This is a genomic window from Rhodopirellula islandica (assembly GCF_001027925.1).
GTDB classification, from domain to species: domain Bacteria; phylum Planctomycetota; class Planctomycetia; order Pirellulales; family Pirellulaceae; genus Rhodopirellula; species Rhodopirellula islandica.
On the sequence record NZ_LECT01000043.1, the window covers coordinates 51,446 to 68,887 of the forward strand.

The following is a 17,442-nucleotide window of genomic DNA, read 5'->3' on the forward strand; positions in this document are numbered from 1 at the left end:
ACAATGCTGATTCGAACCAAGCGAGCCCGCCTGTCACGACGTCGCCTGTTGCGTGGACTGTCGCAAGGCTCCGCGATCGGGATCAGCCTGCCCTGGCTGCATGCGATGGCCGGCGAGCCCGCAGATGATTCCACGCCAGCAGTGGACGAGAACGGCAAAGTCAAACCACTTGATCGGCCTCCCGTTCGCGCCGCGTTCCTGTTCATGCCCAACGGCGTGAACCCCGCGAACTGGACCCCCGAAGTGAAGGAGAACAGCGACCAGTTCGATCTCACCCCAATGCTCAAACCATTGGCAGACGTCCGCGACGAAGTCCTCTTGCTGGAGAATTTGCACCATCCCAACGTGAACATGCGGAATGGTCACTGGCCGAAAGTGCCCGCGTTCTTGTCGGGCGGTTTTGTGCTGCGAACGTCCGGTCGCGACATGGACACCGGAAGCATGTCGGCGGACCAATTCATCGCTTCCAAGCTCGGTTCCCACACGCCGCTTCCTAGTTTGGAATTGGGCGTCGATTCCGCGTACACCGGCGTCGACAATGTCGGTGGCGGTTTCACTCGGATCTACGGATCCCACATCGCCTGGCGTGACCGACACACACCGTTGCCCAACGAGATCGTTCCGCAACTCGCATTCGACCGATTGTTCCGTGGCGGGGCGGCGTCACCGCCCGTCTCCGGACTGAACTTGCATGACCCGCAGATCGCAAAATCACTCCAGCGAGACACAACCAGCGTGCTGGACATCGTCCTCGAAGACGCCCGTGGGTTGTCCCGACAACTCGGCAGTGAAGACCGTGCCAAACTGGACGAATACCTGCAAAGCGTACGCAGTGTCGAGCAACGCATTGAAGCCTCGATGAAGCCCCAACGGCGTTGGATCAACGAAGGCAAGATTGACGTCCCGCGACCTGGACCAGGTTTGCCCGAACAACACATCGAGCACGTTCGCTTGATGATGGACATCATGGTGCTGGCGTTTTGGACCGACTCCACTCGCGTGGCAACGTTCATGATGGGCAACGCTCAAACCGGCAGAAACTTTTCGTTCCTGGACGGCGTGAACAGTTCCTTCCATGGAATCTCACATCACCGCAACGAAGCCGACCGCATCGCTGAATACGAGCGAATCGGAACCTGGCACATCGAGCAATACGCTTACCTGATCGACCGCATGCGATCGCTCAAAGAAGGCGACACAACGCTGCTGGACAACTCGATGGTGATGTTTGGATCGACGATTCGAGACGGCAACAAACACGACATCGAAAACCTGCCGTTGCTGATGGCTGGCCGGGGCGGCGGTGCCATTCGCACCGGTCGGCGCCTGATCACCCCTGAAAAATCACGCTTGTGCAATCTGTATGTTTCGATGTTCAACGCGATGGGAATCGAGGCGGAACAATTCGGAACCAGCGACGGCAAGGTCGACCTGAGCTAAGCAGGTACGCATGTGTCATCGGGTATGTGAGCCGTTGGCGTTAGCCACGGTTTTCACGCACAACCGGGGCTAACGCCCAAACGGCTCACATGGTTGTGCTTGATCATTCCTGCCGACCTGCTTAACACCCGCCTTCGCTCTCCACCGCCAAACTCGGCGACCACCACCCGGGAGATCAGAACGACTCCGGGTAGATCACCAGTTCGACGCGGCGATTCGCGGCACGTCCAGCGGGAGTCGCGTTGTCTTGACGTGGGTTGTTGGAACCCTGAGCGACGGTGAACAACTGCTGAGCAGGCATGCCGCTCCGACGAGTCAGCCAATCCAGCACCGCACTCGTTTGAGCGGAGGTGAGCTGATGAGCACTGCCTGCGGCTCCTCCATACACCGGTGCATTGTCGGTGTAACCTTCGATGCCGATTCGCTGGCGAGGGAACACCGCCCGAATCTGAGCCGCGGTGGGGTCCAAGACCGATCCGGCGGAAGGTTGAAGTTGCCCGGTTCCTTGAGCAAACAATTGGTCGCTTGGCAAAATGACTCGGAGGACTTCGCCGTCTTGCTCCACCTTCAAACCACCGAGGTTCAAACGCCCCGCCATCTGGTTGAGGTTCGTGTTGGCGCGAATCGTCGCCCCGCCACGCATCTGAGCGGACGCCTGGAAACTCCGTGCTTGCGTTTGTGCGTCTTGAGCAACAATGCGAGCGGACTCGTACTGCTGCGTTGTGTCGGACAATTGCTTGCGAACCAAATTCAGTTCGTCACGGTAAACCTGGGCTTGCTGTTCGCTTTGTGCCAACTGAGTGGTGAGCTGGCGATTGTTGTCGTCGAGGAGCTGAACACGTCGGTTCAGTTCGGAGACCTGGGCTTGGATACCATTGACCGCGGTGGTGCTCGGTGGTGGTTGCCACACGGAGGTGCCCCCGCCCGCCAAGTACGGGTTTTGCGAGCAGCCGGTCGCAACGCAGGCCCACAAAAGTGTGACCGCGAGGAAAGCTGTTTCGGAGCGTTGACGCAGAACGTTCATGGCAGGGACGTTACGAAACGAAACCCATTGTTCACAACACTGATTCGAATTGAGTTGCGAAAAAATTCGCGGATTCGCTCAAGAATGCCCGCCCACGGAATCGCCTGAATTTCAGCAAGCTCGCCGGCAAGGTCAGCTTCAACGCTCCAGCACGGGCGAAAGCTCATCGTCGACCAGGAACCGGACGACTCGCTCGGTGTCCGACAAATCGTCCAACAACATCGTGGGTTCCGTCGGTGCCAGTTCTTCCCGCGAAAATTCGCCGGTGCTGACGGCCAGCGTTCTGGCCCCGATCGCTCGCCCGCACAACACGTCCGCCGGCGTATCACCGATCACGATGGTTTGCTGGTGAGCGTCCCCGTGCCGCCGAGCCACCCACGTCGCCGCTCGCCGTGCCATGTCGTCACGGTGCACGTCCAGGTCGCCTCCGATGATCCAGCGAACCCAGCGACGAATCTCGAAATACTCCAGTTTCTGTGTTGCCGTCTCAGGGAAATTCCCGGTCATGACAGCAATGTCCAGGTTCGGGACCAAATGCAGAGCTTGAAACAAAGGCAAGACACCCGGCAGCAGTGTGCCTCCCGAGCGACGCAGCTCACCCCCAAACAGGGATCCATAGCGACGTCGCAACCGACCGCAATTGGCGTCTGTCGGCGAAACCCTGTTCCGCTGCAACAATTCCACCATCAGACTGCGGTCCGTGCGGCCCGAAAATGAGATCTCGGTGTCTGGATTTTCAACTGAAAACTCTTGTTCAATCGCTTGCCGGAGCGCTCGATTCCCGCCACCCGCGGTCGTCAAAAGCGTCCCGTCGATGTCAAATAGCAGCACTCGCACGAAACCACTTCCCCTTCCTTCTCGTTGCCTTTCTAAGTCGTCGCATGAGTGTCCCAAACGTAGACCGGTCCCACCAGTCCAATGGTTCGGCGAATGAGTCAGCGAATCCTCCGGCAACGGTCGACGGCTTGGACAAAAGCGGTGAGCGAGTGCGAGAAATGTTTCGCCAGATCGCTCCCAGATACGATGCGATGAACCACCTGCTGTCGTTGAACATCGACAAGTGGTGGCGTCGCAAAGCGGTTCAGACGCTGAAGATCGAAGGCGATGCCCCCATCTTGGATCTGTGCTGCGGCACGGGAGACCTGGCAATCGCGATTGCCGATGCGGCCGGCCCGGACATCCAAGTCGTCGGCAGCGATTTCTGTCACGCGATGCTGGAAATTGCTCGCGACAAGGAAGCCGCTCGAGTGCGCGACACGGCGGGCGGTTCCGGGCGGCAAACGATTCCGTTCTTGGAAGCCGATTCGATGGCTCTGCCCTTCGATGACAACGCGTTCCAGTGCGTGACCGTCGCCTTCGGATTGCGAAACATCGCCGACACCGATCAAGGCTTGTCCGAAATGGCTCGCGTTTGCCAACCCGGTGGGCAAGTCCTGGTGCTGGAGTTCTCGCAGCCAACCCTGCCAGTTCTGAAGCAGACCTACAGCTTTTACTTCCGCCATGTCTTGCCTCGCATCGGCCAGTGGATGGCTCGCAACGACAAGTCCGCTTACGAGTACCTGCCCGAATCGGTGGGCAAATTTCCCTGCGGCGAAGCTCTTGCCGGACGGATGCGTGACATCGGTTTGCTCCATGTCACTTTCCGGCCGCTGACCCTGGGTGTCGCGACGATTTACGTTGGTGAAAAACCAGGCAGGACAACCACGCATGCCGAGCAAGCGGCTCAACGTGAAGACGAAGCCTTGGTGAGCACATGAGCGACGGACCGAAACGTCGACGACGGATCGTTCTGGCGATCACGGGAGCCTCCGGCGCCCCGATCGCGGTTCGACTGCTGCAAATCATGCGGCGGGACCCCAACGTCGAGGTGCATCTGACAATCAGCCCCAGTGGCGCGGCGGTGCTGCAACAAGAGATGGGACTGCAATTGAACCTGCGTGCGATCAACCTGAATGAATTGCTCGGCTGCGTTCCTGCGTGGGCCAGCGAACCAGCCCCGCAGTTCGACCCGATCGATTCCGGCGGCGATGACCGCCTGCACTATCACCAACACGATGACTACATGACGCCCATCGCCAGTGGGTCGTTCCTGACCGATGCCATGGTGCTCTGCCCATGCAGCGGCAGCACCTTGTCAGGCGTGGCCAGATCCGCCGCGTCAAACCTGATCCAACGCGCCGCCGAAGTGCACCTGAAAGAACACCGCAAACTGGTCGTCGTGCCGCGAGAAACCCCGATGAGCGTCCTGCAAATTGAGAACATGCATCGGCTGGCTGCCGCCGGCGCTGTGATCTTGCCCGCCATGCCGGGCTGGTATCACGACGTCCAACGACTCGAGGACTTGGTTGATTTCGTCGTCGCCCGCATCATGGACCAAATCGGGCTGGACAACGGGTTGATCCAACGCTGGAAGGACGCCTGAGGGAACCGATCACCATGGCAAAACTCAATGACTGGCTGGGTCTGATCCGGTTTTCGCACACGATCTTTGCGCTGCCGTTTGCCATTCTGGCCGCGTTTCTGGCCTGGGCAACGCCGCTTCCCACAGCGACCACGATCCCAGCGTCGCCGACACTCGACTCTTCCGGTGAATTGCCCGGCGCCGCTGACGCACTGCTTTACCCCCACGTCCGGCTGCGAGACATCCTGGGGATTCTGCTGTGCATGGTCTTGGCTCGCAGTGCCGCGATGGCATTCAACCGCTGGGTCGATCGCCGGATCGATGCCGCCAATCCGCGGACCGCGACTCGGCACATTCCCGCGGGGGTGCTGTCCGCTCCAGCGGTGCTCGCGTTCACGATTCTGTGCGGGCTGGGCTTCGTCGCCGCGACGCTGTTGTTCCTGCCCAACCGTTTGCCGCTGTTTGCCTCGCTACCAGTGCTGCTGTTTTTGTGTGGTTACTCGCTCGCGAAGCGTTTCACCTCGTCAGCCCACCTCTGGTTGGGCGTCGCACTCAGCCTTTCCCCCCTCTGCGTTTGGGCTGCCATCCGAGGCGAAATCGTGCTCCAGTTCCCCACCGATTTTTGGGTCCCTGGCTGGTTGGCGGTCGCCGTTGCATTCTGGGTCGCGGGCTTTGACATCATCTATTCCTGCCAAGACGCCGCATTCGATTCCGCCGAAGGACTGCATAGCGTTCCATCGCGCCGCGGCGTTTCCGGGGCACTGCGGGTTGCGGCGGCTTCGCATGTCGCGATGATTCTGGCTCTGGGCCTGCTGGCCTGGACCGGCGGCTCGTCAGGGCTGGGCGGCATTTTCATCGTGGCGGTGGTGCTGACCGCGGCCTTGGTCGTCTACCAGCACCGATTGGTTTCCCCGAACGACCTGTCTCGTGTCAACCAAGCCTTTTTCCATACCAATGCCATCGTTAGTTTGATATTGATGGCCGCCGGAGTGATTGACTGCGTCGTTTAGCGGTTCATCATTGAGTGCTTTCAACGACTCATTCTCGATTTGCCTTCCTCTCGAGTTTTCACCATGCAAGCCAACGAACGAGACGCCCGTTTTCGCGAAATTCGTGACAAGGTCGAATCTGAACAACGCCTGTCAATGGAAGACGGTTTGTTCCTGTACGATCCCGAGGTGTCGATTCAACAGGTCGGCGAATTGGCCAACTTCGTTCGCGAACGAAAGAACGGCAACGTTGGCTACTACAACATCAACACGCACCTCAACCCAACCAACGTGTGCGTGTACCGATGCCGCTTTTGTGCGTTCCGCAAAGACCTTCGCGACGAGAATGGCTATGCGATGACCGACGAGCAGATCCTGCATCGAGGTGCCGAAGCGACGGCCAACGGTTGCACCGAAATGCACATTGTCGGTGGACTGCACCACCAACGAAAATACGAGTGGTATCGCGACATCATCTCGATGCTGAAAGAGAACTACCCCAAGATTCACTTGAAAGCCTGGACCGCCGTTGAAATCGATTGGTTCCGATTCCAAACCAAGAAGTCATTCGAGTGGGTCTTGGACGACATGCGTTCCGCGGGTCTGGGCAGCATGCCTGGCGGCGGAGCTGAGATCTTCCACCCCGAGGTTCGCGACCAACTTTGCGAACACAAAGCCAACACACCGGCATGGTTGGAAATTCACCGGACTGCCCATCGGATTGGCCTGAAGACCAACTGCACGATGCTTTATGGCCACGTGGAAAAAGCCTTCCACCGCATCGATCACTTGATGCGTTTGCGAGAACTGCAGGACAAAACCAACGGGTTCCAAGTCTTCATCCCGTTGGCATTCCACCCCGACAACACGAAGCTCTCGGACCTGAAGAAGCCATCGGGCCTGATGGACCTTCGAACCATGGCGATCAGCCGCCTGATGCTGGACAACGTCCAGCACATCAAGGCCTACTGGATCATGCTCGGAATTGAAACGGCGCAGACCGCGTTGGCTTACGGTGCGGACGACATCGACGGAACCGTCCGGCATGAGTTGATTTATCACGACGCCGGTGCCAAGACTCCCGAGTTCATGTCCGTCGACCAAATCAAAGACCTGATTCGCGAAGCCGGCCGGGATCCGATTGAACGCGACACGACCTACAACCGCGTGATCCGAGACGAAAACGATTTCACCGTCTGGCAATCCGGCGAAAGCGTCGACGCCCAATCGGAACTGGCCGGCGCCTGACGGCGACCGCGACGCGCACGCTTTCCGCGCCCCCGCTGTGGCGGGCGTTTGGCCCCGTGAATGCGTGCTGCGTTGGCAAATTCAACCGCGGAGCGGTGCTAGCTGGTAGCCTCGGGTTTCAACCCGAGGTCTCGTGAGCCAGCATCAAAACGGACCAGCCGCGAAGCGGCGGCAGGCGTTCGGAACGCGCTCCCGGATGTCGTCGCTCCGCGACTTGGGGGACGTGTCGCGTTGTTGGTGACCTTGGGTTGAAACCCAAGGCTTTCGGCTGTCGTCGCTCCGCGACTGGTGAGCACGCGTGCCTGTGAATGCGTGCTGCGTTCACAAATTCAACCGCGGAGCGGTGACAGCTGGTAGCCTCGGGTCTCAACCCGAGGTCTCGTGAGCCAGCATCAAAACGGACCAGCCGCGAAGCGGCGGCAGGTGTTCGGTACGCGTACCCAGATGTCGTCGCTCCGCGACTTGGGGGACGTGTCGCGTTGTTGGTGACCTTGGGTTGAAACCCAAGGCTATCGGCTGTCGTCGCTCCGCGACTGGTGAGCGAGCGTGCCGATTGGTGCCATCCACCATCCATGAATTCGGTTGCCCATCCCTGCGAGCGCACAAAAAATGCGGCATCCGTTCGGACGCCGCACACTTTCCACTCAGTGGCCTCGAGTCACCAGGTGCTCACGCACCGCTGGTTTGCAATTGCCCGACGATTTCTGACTCCATGCCAAACTTCATCAACGTCTCTTGCAGGGTCGCTCGGTCTGCATCGTCCAATGGCACCATCGGCAAACGCATCTCGCCGGTGTCGCGACCGACCATTTGCATCGCAGCTTTGACAGGGATTGGGTTGGTCGCAAGCCCCAACATTTTGCTGCACAACGAATACAAACGATGATGCAGTTCCGCCGCTTTGGTGTAATCACCCGCTGCTGCGGTTTGAACCATTTCCAACATCACGGAGGGAACCAAGTTGGCAGCAACTGAAATCACGCCTTCGGCACCCACGCTCATCATTGGCAAGGTCAACGAATCGTCACCCGACAACACGGTCAGGTTCGTCGCGCCCAAAATCGCCGTGCATTGATCCAAAGAACCGGTCGCTTCTTTGACCATCGTGATCCCTGGCAACTCTGCCAATCGCACAATCGTGTCGACTTCGATGTTCTTTGCCGAGCGGCCAGGAATATTGTAGACGCAAACTGGAATGTCGACGGATTCTGCAACAGCACGGAAGTGCTGGAACATGCCTTCTTGCGTTGGCTTGTTGTAATAAGGTGCCACCTGCAACGTTGCATCAGCGCCTTCGGCGGCGGCACGACGAGTCAAACGCAGTGCTTCAGCAGTGCTGTTGCTGCCCGTGCCAGCCATGACCTTCACACGCCCCGCCACATGCTGGATCGTCAATGAGATCACGCGTTCGTGTTCTTCGTGGGTCAACGTGGGTGACTCACCCGTCGTTCCGCACGGCACGATGCAAGTCACGCCAGCATCGATTTGAAAATCGATTTGTTCAGCCAAACGTTTCTCGTCGACTTGTCCATCGCGAAAGGGGGTCACAATGGCGGTAGACAGACCAGCGAAATCGCTGCCTTTTCTAGGAGACATCAAGCACGTCCGGAACAGAAGTCAAGAAAGAAGTAGATGGAACAAGCGAGCAGTTTAGCGTTTTTCCAGAACATTTCACGGCCCAAAATGGCGTCGAAATGAACAGTCTGCGGCACCCGCCATGCGTGCGCACGGATCATCACCTAGCAGTGACGGTTCCAGGCAGGGCTCACTCACGAAGGCAGGCCGCATGAGCCCACCAGAACGAGGAATCGATCGACTCGCCCCATGTCAGACACGTCCGCGAAACAGAAGTTCGGCCGAAGCAAGGTGGCTTTGCCGAATTGCGAGACGTCTGTTGAATTCACTGGTCGCCCCAATCGCAGGGACCAAGGACGACCTCTCTTCCAGGATCGAATTCAGACCAAGTTCTTACGAACGGCCCATACGGCGGCTTGGGTTCGGTCCGAAACGCCGAGCTTACGCAGGATGTGCTGCACGTGCTCTTTGACGGTTTCGTAGCTGATGCCCAACATCTTGGCGATCTCTTTGTTCGTCAGCCCCAACGCCATTTGACGCAGCACTTCGCTCTCGCGCTGAGTCAATGGCACGTCGATGTCTTGGTTCATGCGAGGAGTCGCCAAGGCACCTGTGACGCGGCGAAGCTCTTCGCGTGTCCAAGATTGCTGACCGTCGAAAGCCAAGTTCAAGGCTTCGATCAATCGTTCGACGGGGGCCGTCTTCAGGATGTAACCACAAGCGCCGAGAGCAACTGCACGCGCGACGTAGGTTGGGTTGTCATAGCCCGAGAACAACAGGATCGGCAGGTCAGGGTGATCGAGCTTGATACGGCCAAGCGTGTTCAAACCGTCACCGCCCTCCATCCGGATGTCAAGCAACACGGCATCGAGGGGGGTGCTGGAGACGATCTCAAGAGCGTCGGCAGCCTTGTCGGCTTGCGCAACCACTTCGATCCCAGTCCCTTCGAGGGCGGAGAGAGTCCCCAGCCGGGAGACTTCGTGGTCGTCGACAATCAGTAAGCGTTTTGACATCAGTAAATTCCATTCAGAGAAGAGGTATGAGCGGGAGCCGTGGTGGGCTGCTGGGCAATCGAAGTGGGTAAAATGGTTTGTAACTCAAACAACTAACGGCGAAAACCGGCATAGTTGACATGTGACTCATCTGTCCATCGACTTTGCACCGCACGATCCTTTGCACGTCTAAACCTTAGCTTATTAACACCAATAGGCCAGTGACGCTCCGGTCAATCGAGCGATGTCATTTACGCACTCCCTATGCCGGAAATGCCGAAAAACTCGCAATGCAAGCAAAAACGGGGGTTTCAACCCATCCCCTCCAGCGAAAGAGATATTTAGCAAATTGAGCAACGCTCAATTTTACCCCCCTTCGAAAGAGACGAACACTTCCCTAATAGGGTGCATCTAATCGTTTCATGTCACAAGACTGGCAGACTTAGAGTTTGAATCGGTGGCCACAAAAATCGATTTCTCGATAATGGCTGAGTCAAATTCTCGTCCGCCGCCGAAGGGCAAACCGCCCCGCCACGTTAGCCAGCCCGTGAACAGGTTCTTTTACGCGGCGACCCCCTCCAAGGATCGCGTTCACTTCGTTTTTTACGGGATTACAGCATTTAAAAACGTTGTATCGACTTGATGACTCCGATGCATTCGGCCGTTTTGCGGCAAAAATAGAATACGAAAAAAATGCGCAAATTGGCCTTCGGAAAAATGTACTCAGCTCGTTTTTTTTTCTTTGTCTGCGCCAGTCCGCAAGAAAGGATCTTAGTTGCTACGCCGAGAGTAAAAATTTTACTCAAACTTCGCCGTTCGATTGGCCAGTGGACAACGATCTAACATTGATAGCAAACGAAGGTTGCAATGCCCCCACAATGGCATTCGCTTGCCGGACCACGAGCCGCCAACCTCGATTTTTTGAGAATTGAACGAGAAATTCGGATCCCCGAGCATCGCCGCCACCAAAATGGCCACACTGGTCTCAGAATGCGACCACATTCGCGACATGAGACCCCAATCAGGCGGCCCCTATTCTCACCAGGCGCGCACACCTCGACGGAGCTAGTCGTGCGGATCGCTTCACCCGACGCCTGGGCTGATCCGAAACCTGCCCCCACTGTCGCCGAGAGGATCTGCACGCGGGCACTGGATGCAGGGGTCGTGAGACCGATGCAATGCGGGTAAACTCCGCGGTTTGGAACCCACCGGATTCGGAGATTTGGATTGATGGCGAAAGGATTGTTCACCCAGGGCATGTGCGTGCTATTGCGCCGTCCGCTCGAGTTGGACGAAATCCAATCACGCCTGAAGCAGTTCCAGTTGGCCGGCCGCCAGGAATCGCTGGAGGATGAGGATTCCCCTGAAACGCTGATCTACGAATTCCGGCCGGAAGTGGGCGGCCACTTGCTGGTCACGCCGGCATCGATCCCCTGGCCCGATGACATGGGTGATCCAGATGAATCACCGGAGCGATTCGTCGCTTGGTCACTCGGCCAATTCGGACCACTCGCATTCCCCGGATGCCTCTCGCGAGCTTGCGACCAAACGCGGCACTGGGACGACATGCCGGACATCCAATCCGAGCACACCTGCCATATCCGGTTGTTGATCAGCTACGTGCTGGGCACCGAAGAAGACGAAGAGGAGGACGATGATGATCTGCCTCTCGTTCCCGATGACTACGAAGCCATCGACGAATTGCATTTCTTGACCAAAGCCGTTGCCGCGCTGCTCGAGTCGCCCGACGCGATTTGCTACTTCAATCCCGGCGGCGAAGTCCTGTGTGACGAAAACGTTCTTCGCCAAGGACTCAACCACGCTTGGAACCTGGAACTGCCACCGCTGGACATGTGGACGAATGTCCGGGTGTACGTTGATGACAATCGATTTGCGATCATGGACACCGTCGGCAACGGCCAGTTCGATCTGCCGGACATGGAAGCCGTGTTCCCGCTGTCGGAATACGTTGCCGAAGATGTCGAGCGATTTCTCCGCCACGCCTCGCTGTATTTGTTAGCGGGCGACGAAGAAGTGACGACGGGTGACACGGCCGACGGCCCTGGAGGCCAGACTTGGTTGGCGATGGAATGTGACCAATCGCTCTCCGATCCGCCTCGCCCCACGATTCGCTGGATCCCAGAAGACGGTCGCGAGATCCCCGAACACCTGCTGGACCCCGGGACGATCGACGAAGACTTTTCGGCGTTCGATGATGACGTCGACGAAGCCTTCTTGGACGATCATGATTTTGGTTCCGGCGGGTTCGATCCCAGTGGCACGGAGTACCTGGATTCCGAGCCGTTCGACCCTGACAAACCAGACGACGACGATTGACCCCTTGGAATGCGCTGGACACCTCCTCAGCAAAACTCCCTGCGGCAAACGTCGGTTCCGGCAAACCAACGCTCATCTCGATTCTATTTCCGTTTGACCGCGATCCTTTTTGACCCGCAGCGCAGACCATGTCCAATACAATTGTCATCTTCGGTGCCAGTGGCGACCTGACCAGCCGCAAACTGATCCCCGCGCTCTTCCGGCTCTTCTCTCGCGGACGGTTACCGGAATCGACTCGCATCGTGGGCGTCTCGCGAAGCCCCTACGAACATTCCCAGTGGCGTGAGTCGCTTCGCGAAACGACGGAGAAGTACGTCGGCAAATCATTCCGCGCTGAAGCATGGGACTCCTTCGCGCCCAACATCTACTATCAGCCTGGCGACATCAAAGACGCGGACTCGTTCCAATCCCTCGCGAAGTTCTTGGATGAAATCGAAGAAGGCAAACCGACCGGTCGTGTTTATTACCTGTCGACGATGCCGCAGTTGTACGAAGAAGCCATCCAACAACTCGGTGACGCAGGATTGGCACGCGACGAGAACGGCGCTCGACGCGTGATCATCGAAAAACCATTCGGCACCGATCTGAAAACGGCTCAAAACCTCAACGAATCGATCCACCACGTTTTTCGCGAAGACCAGATCTATCGGATCGATCACTACCTGGGCAAGGAAACGGTTCAGAACATCTTTGCACTGCGGTTCGCCAACAGCATCTTTGAACCACTCTGGAATCGGAATTACATCGATCACGTTCAGATCACCGTGGCCGAAGAAGTCGTCATTGGCCGCCGGGCAGGGTATTACGACAACAGCGGCATCCTCCGCGACATGTTCCAAAACCATATCCTGCAACTGATGATGATCACGGCGATGGAACCGCCGGCAAAATTCGACGCGACCTTGGTTCGAGACGAAAAGGTCAAGGTGCTTCATAGCGTCCGCAAAATGACCGGCGGCGATTTCGCGGCCCAAACCGTTCGCGGCCAATACGATGGCTACTTGCAAGAAGAAGGCGTGCCACCGGACAGCCAGACTGAGACGTTCGCCGCTTTGAAACTCTATTGCGACAACTGGCGGTGGCAGGGTGTGCCGTTCTTCTTGCGCAGCGGCAAAGGCATGTCATGCCGCACCACCCAGATCGTCATCCAGTTCAAAAACGTTCCTCACCAATTGTTCGGCGGATCCAAACGCCACAACAAACTGGGCAACCGCTTGGTCATCCAAGTCCAACCGGCCGAAGGCATTCAATTGCACTTTGAAACCAAGGTCGCTGATGCAGGAATGAAAACTCGCACCAATCACTTGGAGTTCAATTTCCAAGATTCGATCGGTGGCGACGAGATGCCCGATGCGTACCAGCGACTGCTACTCGACGCGGTCCAGGGTGACGCCAGCCTGTTTGCCCGTGGTGACGAAGTGGAACTCGCCTGGAGCATCATCGACCCGATTATCGAAGCCTGGCGAAGCCCGGCCTCCCCGCCGCTGCACAGCTACCCAACCGGACTGTGGGGCCCCGAAGAATGCTCGCAGTGGATGTTCGACCAGAAACGCGAATGGTTCGACGTCTGCCCCGTCATCTGATCTGGCACCCGGGATTGAATTGCATCGGAACTCGGATCGGAACTCGGATCGGAATGCGCCAACTCGAAACCATTCCCTCCGCTTGAGCGATGGACCTCCAATGAGTCGAGCGACCAACTGCATCGTGGGCTCAAGAACAGCTTGCGAAGATCTGACTCGTTGAATTGGCAAACCCAACTGCCCAGAGAAAGCAAAGGCCCAACAACCAACCACTTCGTAGAAAAGTGACAGTCAGCTCACAAGGAAGTGGTCCATCAGATGAACAAGTCGACCTGCCTCTCAATCAGCGACCGCGACCAAAATGGCGCCAGCCGAAATGAGTAGCACACCGAGCGTTGCCAACATCGACAACCGCTCATTCAAAAACAGAAACGCGATGATCGCCACCAACACCACGCTCATCTTGTCGATGCTCGCCACCTGCCCGGCCTTGCCAAGATCAAGTGCCCGAAAGTAGCAAATCCAGCTCGCTCCCGTTGCCAGTCCCGACAGGACCAAAAAACCAACCGACCGCCGTGACAACGAGCGAACGATTGAAAATTGTCCGCTCACAAACAACAGACTGGAGACAAAGACCAAAATCACAATGGTCCGCACAAACGTGGCCACGTCCGGCGGCACGCCTTTCACACCCAATTTGGCAAACACCGCCGTGAGCGCCGCAGCCAATGCCGACAACACCGCCCAGAACTGCCAACTGGACACCAAACTTTGAAACACATTCATGCGGGGTCGCCGAAAGAAACTTTGATCATTTCGGCTTAGCAGAACGGCCCAGGCCCAAACTGTCAAAAGCTCGCCCCCGCACTCGGCGGGCAAAAGCAAATCGACAGTCACTCGGGCCCATACAAACGCCCGACTTCCAACAAGACGCCCCATTCATCGCGGGCCGCATCAAACCAACTTCGTCTAAATACCAAATCGATGTTCGCCATTCTTGGCCGCTCGATGAGTTTCGACCGTGTCTTGCTCGCTCCCTGGATCCCCTTGCGATTTCATCCATCGGTCCAGCTCTTCGCTGAGTTCTTGACGGACCCCTGTCAAACTGGAATCTTCGATCAAGTTGTTCATCTCGTATGGGTCGCTGGCTAGGTCGTAGAGTTCTTGTTCGGGGCGCAACTGGTATCGCTGAATCAGCCGCAACACCTCAGGCTGTTCGAAGCTTTGGTACACCCACGTCTGCCAGTACTTGTTGTTCAGTTCGCCCTTGCCCTTGATACCCATCAAGTGCTTTTCGATGTACAGATTCTCGTTCTGCAAATTGCGGATGTAGTGGTACCGACCATCGGTGATCGACCGAATGGGATAGGGAGGCCCCTCCGGCACATTGTTGTGAGTCCCATAAGCATATTCGCGATGGGCATCGCTCTCACCGCGAAGCACACCGGCGAAGCTGGATCCATCAAACGCCTCCGGACGAGGCTCCGCCCCTGCGATGTCCATCAACGTCGGCAACACATCTGCGTACTGAACCAGGGCATCCGTCCTCGTTCCTGCCGCGACGACGCCGGGCCACTTCACGATCAACCCAGTGTGCACGCCCGTGTTGTAGTTCGTCCATTTGTTGCCGGGGAACTGCGAGCCTTGTTCAGAGGTGAACAACACCATTGTCTCATCCGTTTTTCCAACCGCATCCAGCTCACTCATGATTTGCCCGAACTGGCCATCCATGTAAGTGATCTCCGCCAAGTAGCGACCGAACGCGGACCGGGTCTCCGGCGTGTCGCCAATGTTGGGCGGCAACTTCAGCTTTCCAGGCGGATACGCACTGGCGTCACCCATCACCCAAGGCACATGCGGTTCAACCAAGGCAACGACCAAGCAAAACGGCTGAGCGTCATCGCGATCCATGAACTCACGAATGGAGTCAAGCTGCATCGGTCGCGTTGGATTGCGAACGCAGTTCTTGTCGCAACCATCCACCACCTCAAACGGAAACGCCGATCGAGGTGAGACATGAACCTTGCCAGCCAACCCCACGCGATACCCGTGCCGCGAAAGATGTTGCGGCATGCTCTCGATGTCACCGCGACTAGCGGAGTGGTTCCAATTGCAACCGTTCCGCATCGGATACAACCCCGAGTACAGCTCCGCACGACAGGGCTGGCAAATCGCCTCAGCCAGGAACGCTCGATCAAACGTCAGACCCTGGTTGGCGAGCTCTTCCAAGTGAGGCGTTTTCGCATTCTCGCCCCCGTACATTGGCAAGTCGTTGTACGTGCAATCGTCCGCCATGACGATCAGAACATTCGGACGTGGTGTATCGGCGGATGCCTCCATTCCAATCGGGAACAGCTGAAACGCGAACAGCAAACAGGCGATGGCAATGGTTCTAAGAGCGAAATGCATGGAAACCAGGCGTCGAGGGGATGATTGCGGTGAGGATGCCAGCAAAACCATTTTTGCAGCAGCGCAAATATCTTAACCTCAACAGCCGGTGTCAACCAAATTCACTTGCAATCGCCAGGCCCGTCAGAACGCCCCGGCTTCAGGTCACGCTGCGTCGGCGGCTTCGGAAGCCGCGTTCAATTTGTTGTAGAGCGTCTTCAGTGACACGCCCAGCTCTTCCGCGACTGCCTTTTTGTTGCCGCTATGACGAGTCATCGAACGCTCAATCGCCAGCTGCTCAATCTCGCGCATCGTCATCGGAGCAGAATCAGCCAGGTCGGCACGAAGCTGACGTCGGGCAAAGTGTTGCGGCAAATGCTCCACGTCGATCGGCAAGGCGTCGCACAGCACCGAAGCGTGCTCAATCACGTTGGCCAGCTCTCGAACATTGCCCGGCCATTGATGAGCCTGCAATTCAGCCATCGCAGCCTCGGTGAACAGCTGACCGTCGCCGCCATCGGCACGGTGCCGCCGCAGCAAGTGCTCAGCCAACGCCGGCAAATCGTCAATGCGATCACGGAGCGCCGGCAACTGCAACTCAAACGTGTTGATGCGGAACATCAAATCCTCGCGGAAAGAGCCCTCACCGACCATCTTTTCGAGATCACGGTGCGTCGCGCAGACCACTCGGACATCCACCTTGATGCTCTGATTGTCACCGAGCCGGCGGATGTCTCCCGTTTCCAACACGCGAAGCAACTTGGCTTGGACCGCCAAAGGCAACTCGCCAACTTCATCCAAGAACAGGGTGCCGCCACTGGCGACTTCGAACAACCCCATCCGTCCTGAGTCCGCTCCCGTGAAGGCACCTTTGACGTGCCCAAACAGTTCGCTTTCAATCAAAGTTTCTGGCAGCGCACCGCAGTTGATCGCAACGAATGGTTGTTCACTTCGAAGGCTTTCGTCTGCGATCGCGCGAGCGACCAATTCTTTGCCGCATCCGGTCTCGCCACGAATCAAAACGGTCGATTCAGTGGGGGCGACCTTCGCAATCAGCTTGCGGACGGCATTCATCGACTGATTTTCACCAATCAAATTGGAATCACCTTCGGCACGCTGCAGCCGATGACGCAGCGCGGCCACCAATCGATTCCACTCACGGCGTTCGCTGACGCGGCCCATCAAAGCAGAGATATCCGCCAATCGACAGGGCTTCATCAAATAGTCAAACGTGCCGTGGCGAAGTGCTTCGATCGCGGTCTCCTGGCTGGGTTTGCCCGTCATCACAACCGCTTCGATTTCAGGTCGAATTTCGCGAGCGCGAGCAATCACATCGATCCCGCTCATCCCCGGCATATCGAGGTCGACCAGCAAGCAATCGATCGGTTCTTTGGACAACACTTCAACGGCGGTTTCGCCGTCCGGGCACACCGTCACGCGATATCCCATCCGCGGCAATTCCGTGCCCATCAACTTTTGCAATTGAGGCTCGTCGTCCGCGAAAAGAATGTGCATGCCGTCGGGC

Annotated in this window: 14 protein-coding genes; 7 read left to right on the plus strand and 7 right to left on the minus strand. The window is 57.4% G+C overall.

From position 1 onward, the window contains the following. Positions 1-3: 3 nt before the first annotated feature. Positions 4-1,440, plus strand: coding sequence for a DUF1552 domain-containing protein (locus RISK_RS20470; RefSeq protein ID WP_047816190.1), 1,437 nt, complete (start codon positions 4-6; stop codon positions 1,438-1,440). Positions 1,441-1,615: 175 nt separating this feature from the next. Here RISK_RS20470 and RISK_RS20475 read toward each other — a convergent pair whose 3' ends face one another. Both RISK_RS20475 and RISK_RS20480 read right to left on the minus strand, forming a co-directional pair. Next, positions 1,616-2,464: an OmpA/MotB family protein gene (locus tag RISK_RS20475; protein WP_047816191.1), complete on the minus strand. Its 849-nt coding sequence runs from the start codon at positions 2,462-2,464 to the stop codon at positions 1,616-1,618. 138 nt (positions 2,465-2,602) lie between these two features. Next, positions 2,603-3,301, minus strand: a complete 699-nt coding sequence (locus RISK_RS20480; RefSeq protein ID WP_047816192.1) for an HAD family hydrolase — start codon at positions 3,299-3,301, stop codon at positions 2,603-2,605. A gap of 44 nt (positions 3,302-3,345) precedes the next feature. Here RISK_RS20480 and ubiE point away from each other — a divergent pair, with 44 nt between their 5' ends. From ubiE to mqnE, 4 genes are all read left to right on the plus strand, one after another. Further along, a complete protein-coding gene (ubiE, locus tag RISK_RS20485) occupies positions 3,346-4,221 on the plus strand; it encodes a bifunctional demethylmenaquinone methyltransferase/2-methoxy-6-polyprenyl-1,4-benzoquinol methylase UbiE (RefSeq protein ID WP_047816193.1) in 876 nt (291 codons plus the stop codon). Then, positions 4,218-4,886 (plus strand): UbiX family flavin prenyltransferase, encoded by a 669-nt coding sequence (locus tag RISK_RS20490; protein ID WP_047816194.1) that lies wholly within the window; start codon positions 4,218-4,220, stop codon positions 4,884-4,886. The genes ubiE and RISK_RS20490 overlap by 4 nt, the downstream gene beginning before the upstream one ends. 14 nt (positions 4,887-4,900) lie before the next feature. Beyond that, positions 4,901-5,875 carry a UbiA-like polyprenyltransferase gene (locus tag RISK_RS20495; protein ID WP_047816195.1) on the plus strand — a complete coding sequence of 325 codons (975 nt, stop codon included), beginning with the start codon at positions 4,901-4,903 and terminating at the stop codon, positions 5,873-5,875. Between the two features lie 63 nt (positions 5,876-5,938). Beyond that, on the plus strand, positions 5,939-7,102 hold the full coding sequence (mqnE, locus tag RISK_RS20500) for an aminofutalosine synthase MqnE (RefSeq protein WP_047816196.1): 1,164 nt from the start codon (positions 5,939-5,941) through the stop codon (positions 7,100-7,102). A 669-nt stretch (positions 7,103-7,771) separates the two neighbouring features. Here the strand turns inward: mqnE and dapA are convergent. Together dapA and RISK_RS20520 are read right to left on the minus strand one after the other, a co-directional pair. Then, a complete protein-coding gene (gene dapA, locus RISK_RS20510; protein ID WP_047816198.1) occupies positions 7,772-8,698 on the minus strand; it encodes a 4-hydroxy-tetrahydrodipicolinate synthase in 927 nt (308 codons plus the stop codon). Between the two features lie 359 nt (positions 8,699-9,057). Continuing rightward, the gene (locus RISK_RS20520; protein ID WP_047816200.1) at positions 9,058-9,690 is read right to left on the minus strand and encodes a response regulator; all 633 of its coding nucleotides are present in this window, start codon (positions 9,688-9,690) and stop codon (positions 9,058-9,060) included. A gap of 1,209 nt (positions 9,691-10,899) precedes the next feature. Between RISK_RS20520 and RISK_RS20530 the strand changes: the two genes are divergently transcribed. After that, complete coding sequence (locus RISK_RS20530; protein WP_047816202.1) at positions 10,900-12,006, plus strand: DUF4261 domain-containing protein; 1,107 nt, start codon at positions 10,900-10,902, stop codon at positions 12,004-12,006. Positions 12,007-12,134: 128 nt separating this feature from the next. Then, positions 12,135-13,589 (plus strand): glucose-6-phosphate dehydrogenase, encoded by a 1,455-nt coding sequence (gene zwf / locus RISK_RS20535; RefSeq protein ID WP_047816203.1) that lies wholly within the window; start codon positions 12,135-12,137, stop codon positions 13,587-13,589. A gap of 279 nt (positions 13,590-13,868) precedes the next feature. On the opposite strand, the gene RISK_RS20540 is transcribed toward zwf, so the two are convergent. The 3 genes from RISK_RS20540 to RISK_RS20550 form a co-directional block, all read right to left on the minus strand. Next, on the minus strand, positions 13,869-14,315 hold the full coding sequence (locus RISK_RS20540; RefSeq protein WP_047816204.1) for an EamA family transporter: 447 nt from the start codon (positions 14,313-14,315) through the stop codon (positions 13,869-13,871). A gap of 183 nt (positions 14,316-14,498) precedes the next feature. Then, positions 14,499-15,938: a sulfatase-like hydrolase/transferase gene (locus tag RISK_RS20545; protein WP_047816205.1), complete on the minus strand. Its 1,440-nt coding sequence runs from the start codon at positions 15,936-15,938 to the stop codon at positions 14,499-14,501. 144 nt (positions 15,939-16,082) lie between these two features. Further along, on the minus strand, positions 16,083-17,432 hold the full coding sequence (locus RISK_RS20550) for a sigma-54-dependent transcriptional regulator (RefSeq protein ID WP_047816303.1): 1,350 nt from the start codon (positions 17,430-17,432) through the stop codon (positions 16,083-16,085). Positions 17,433-17,442 lie beyond the last annotated feature (10 nt).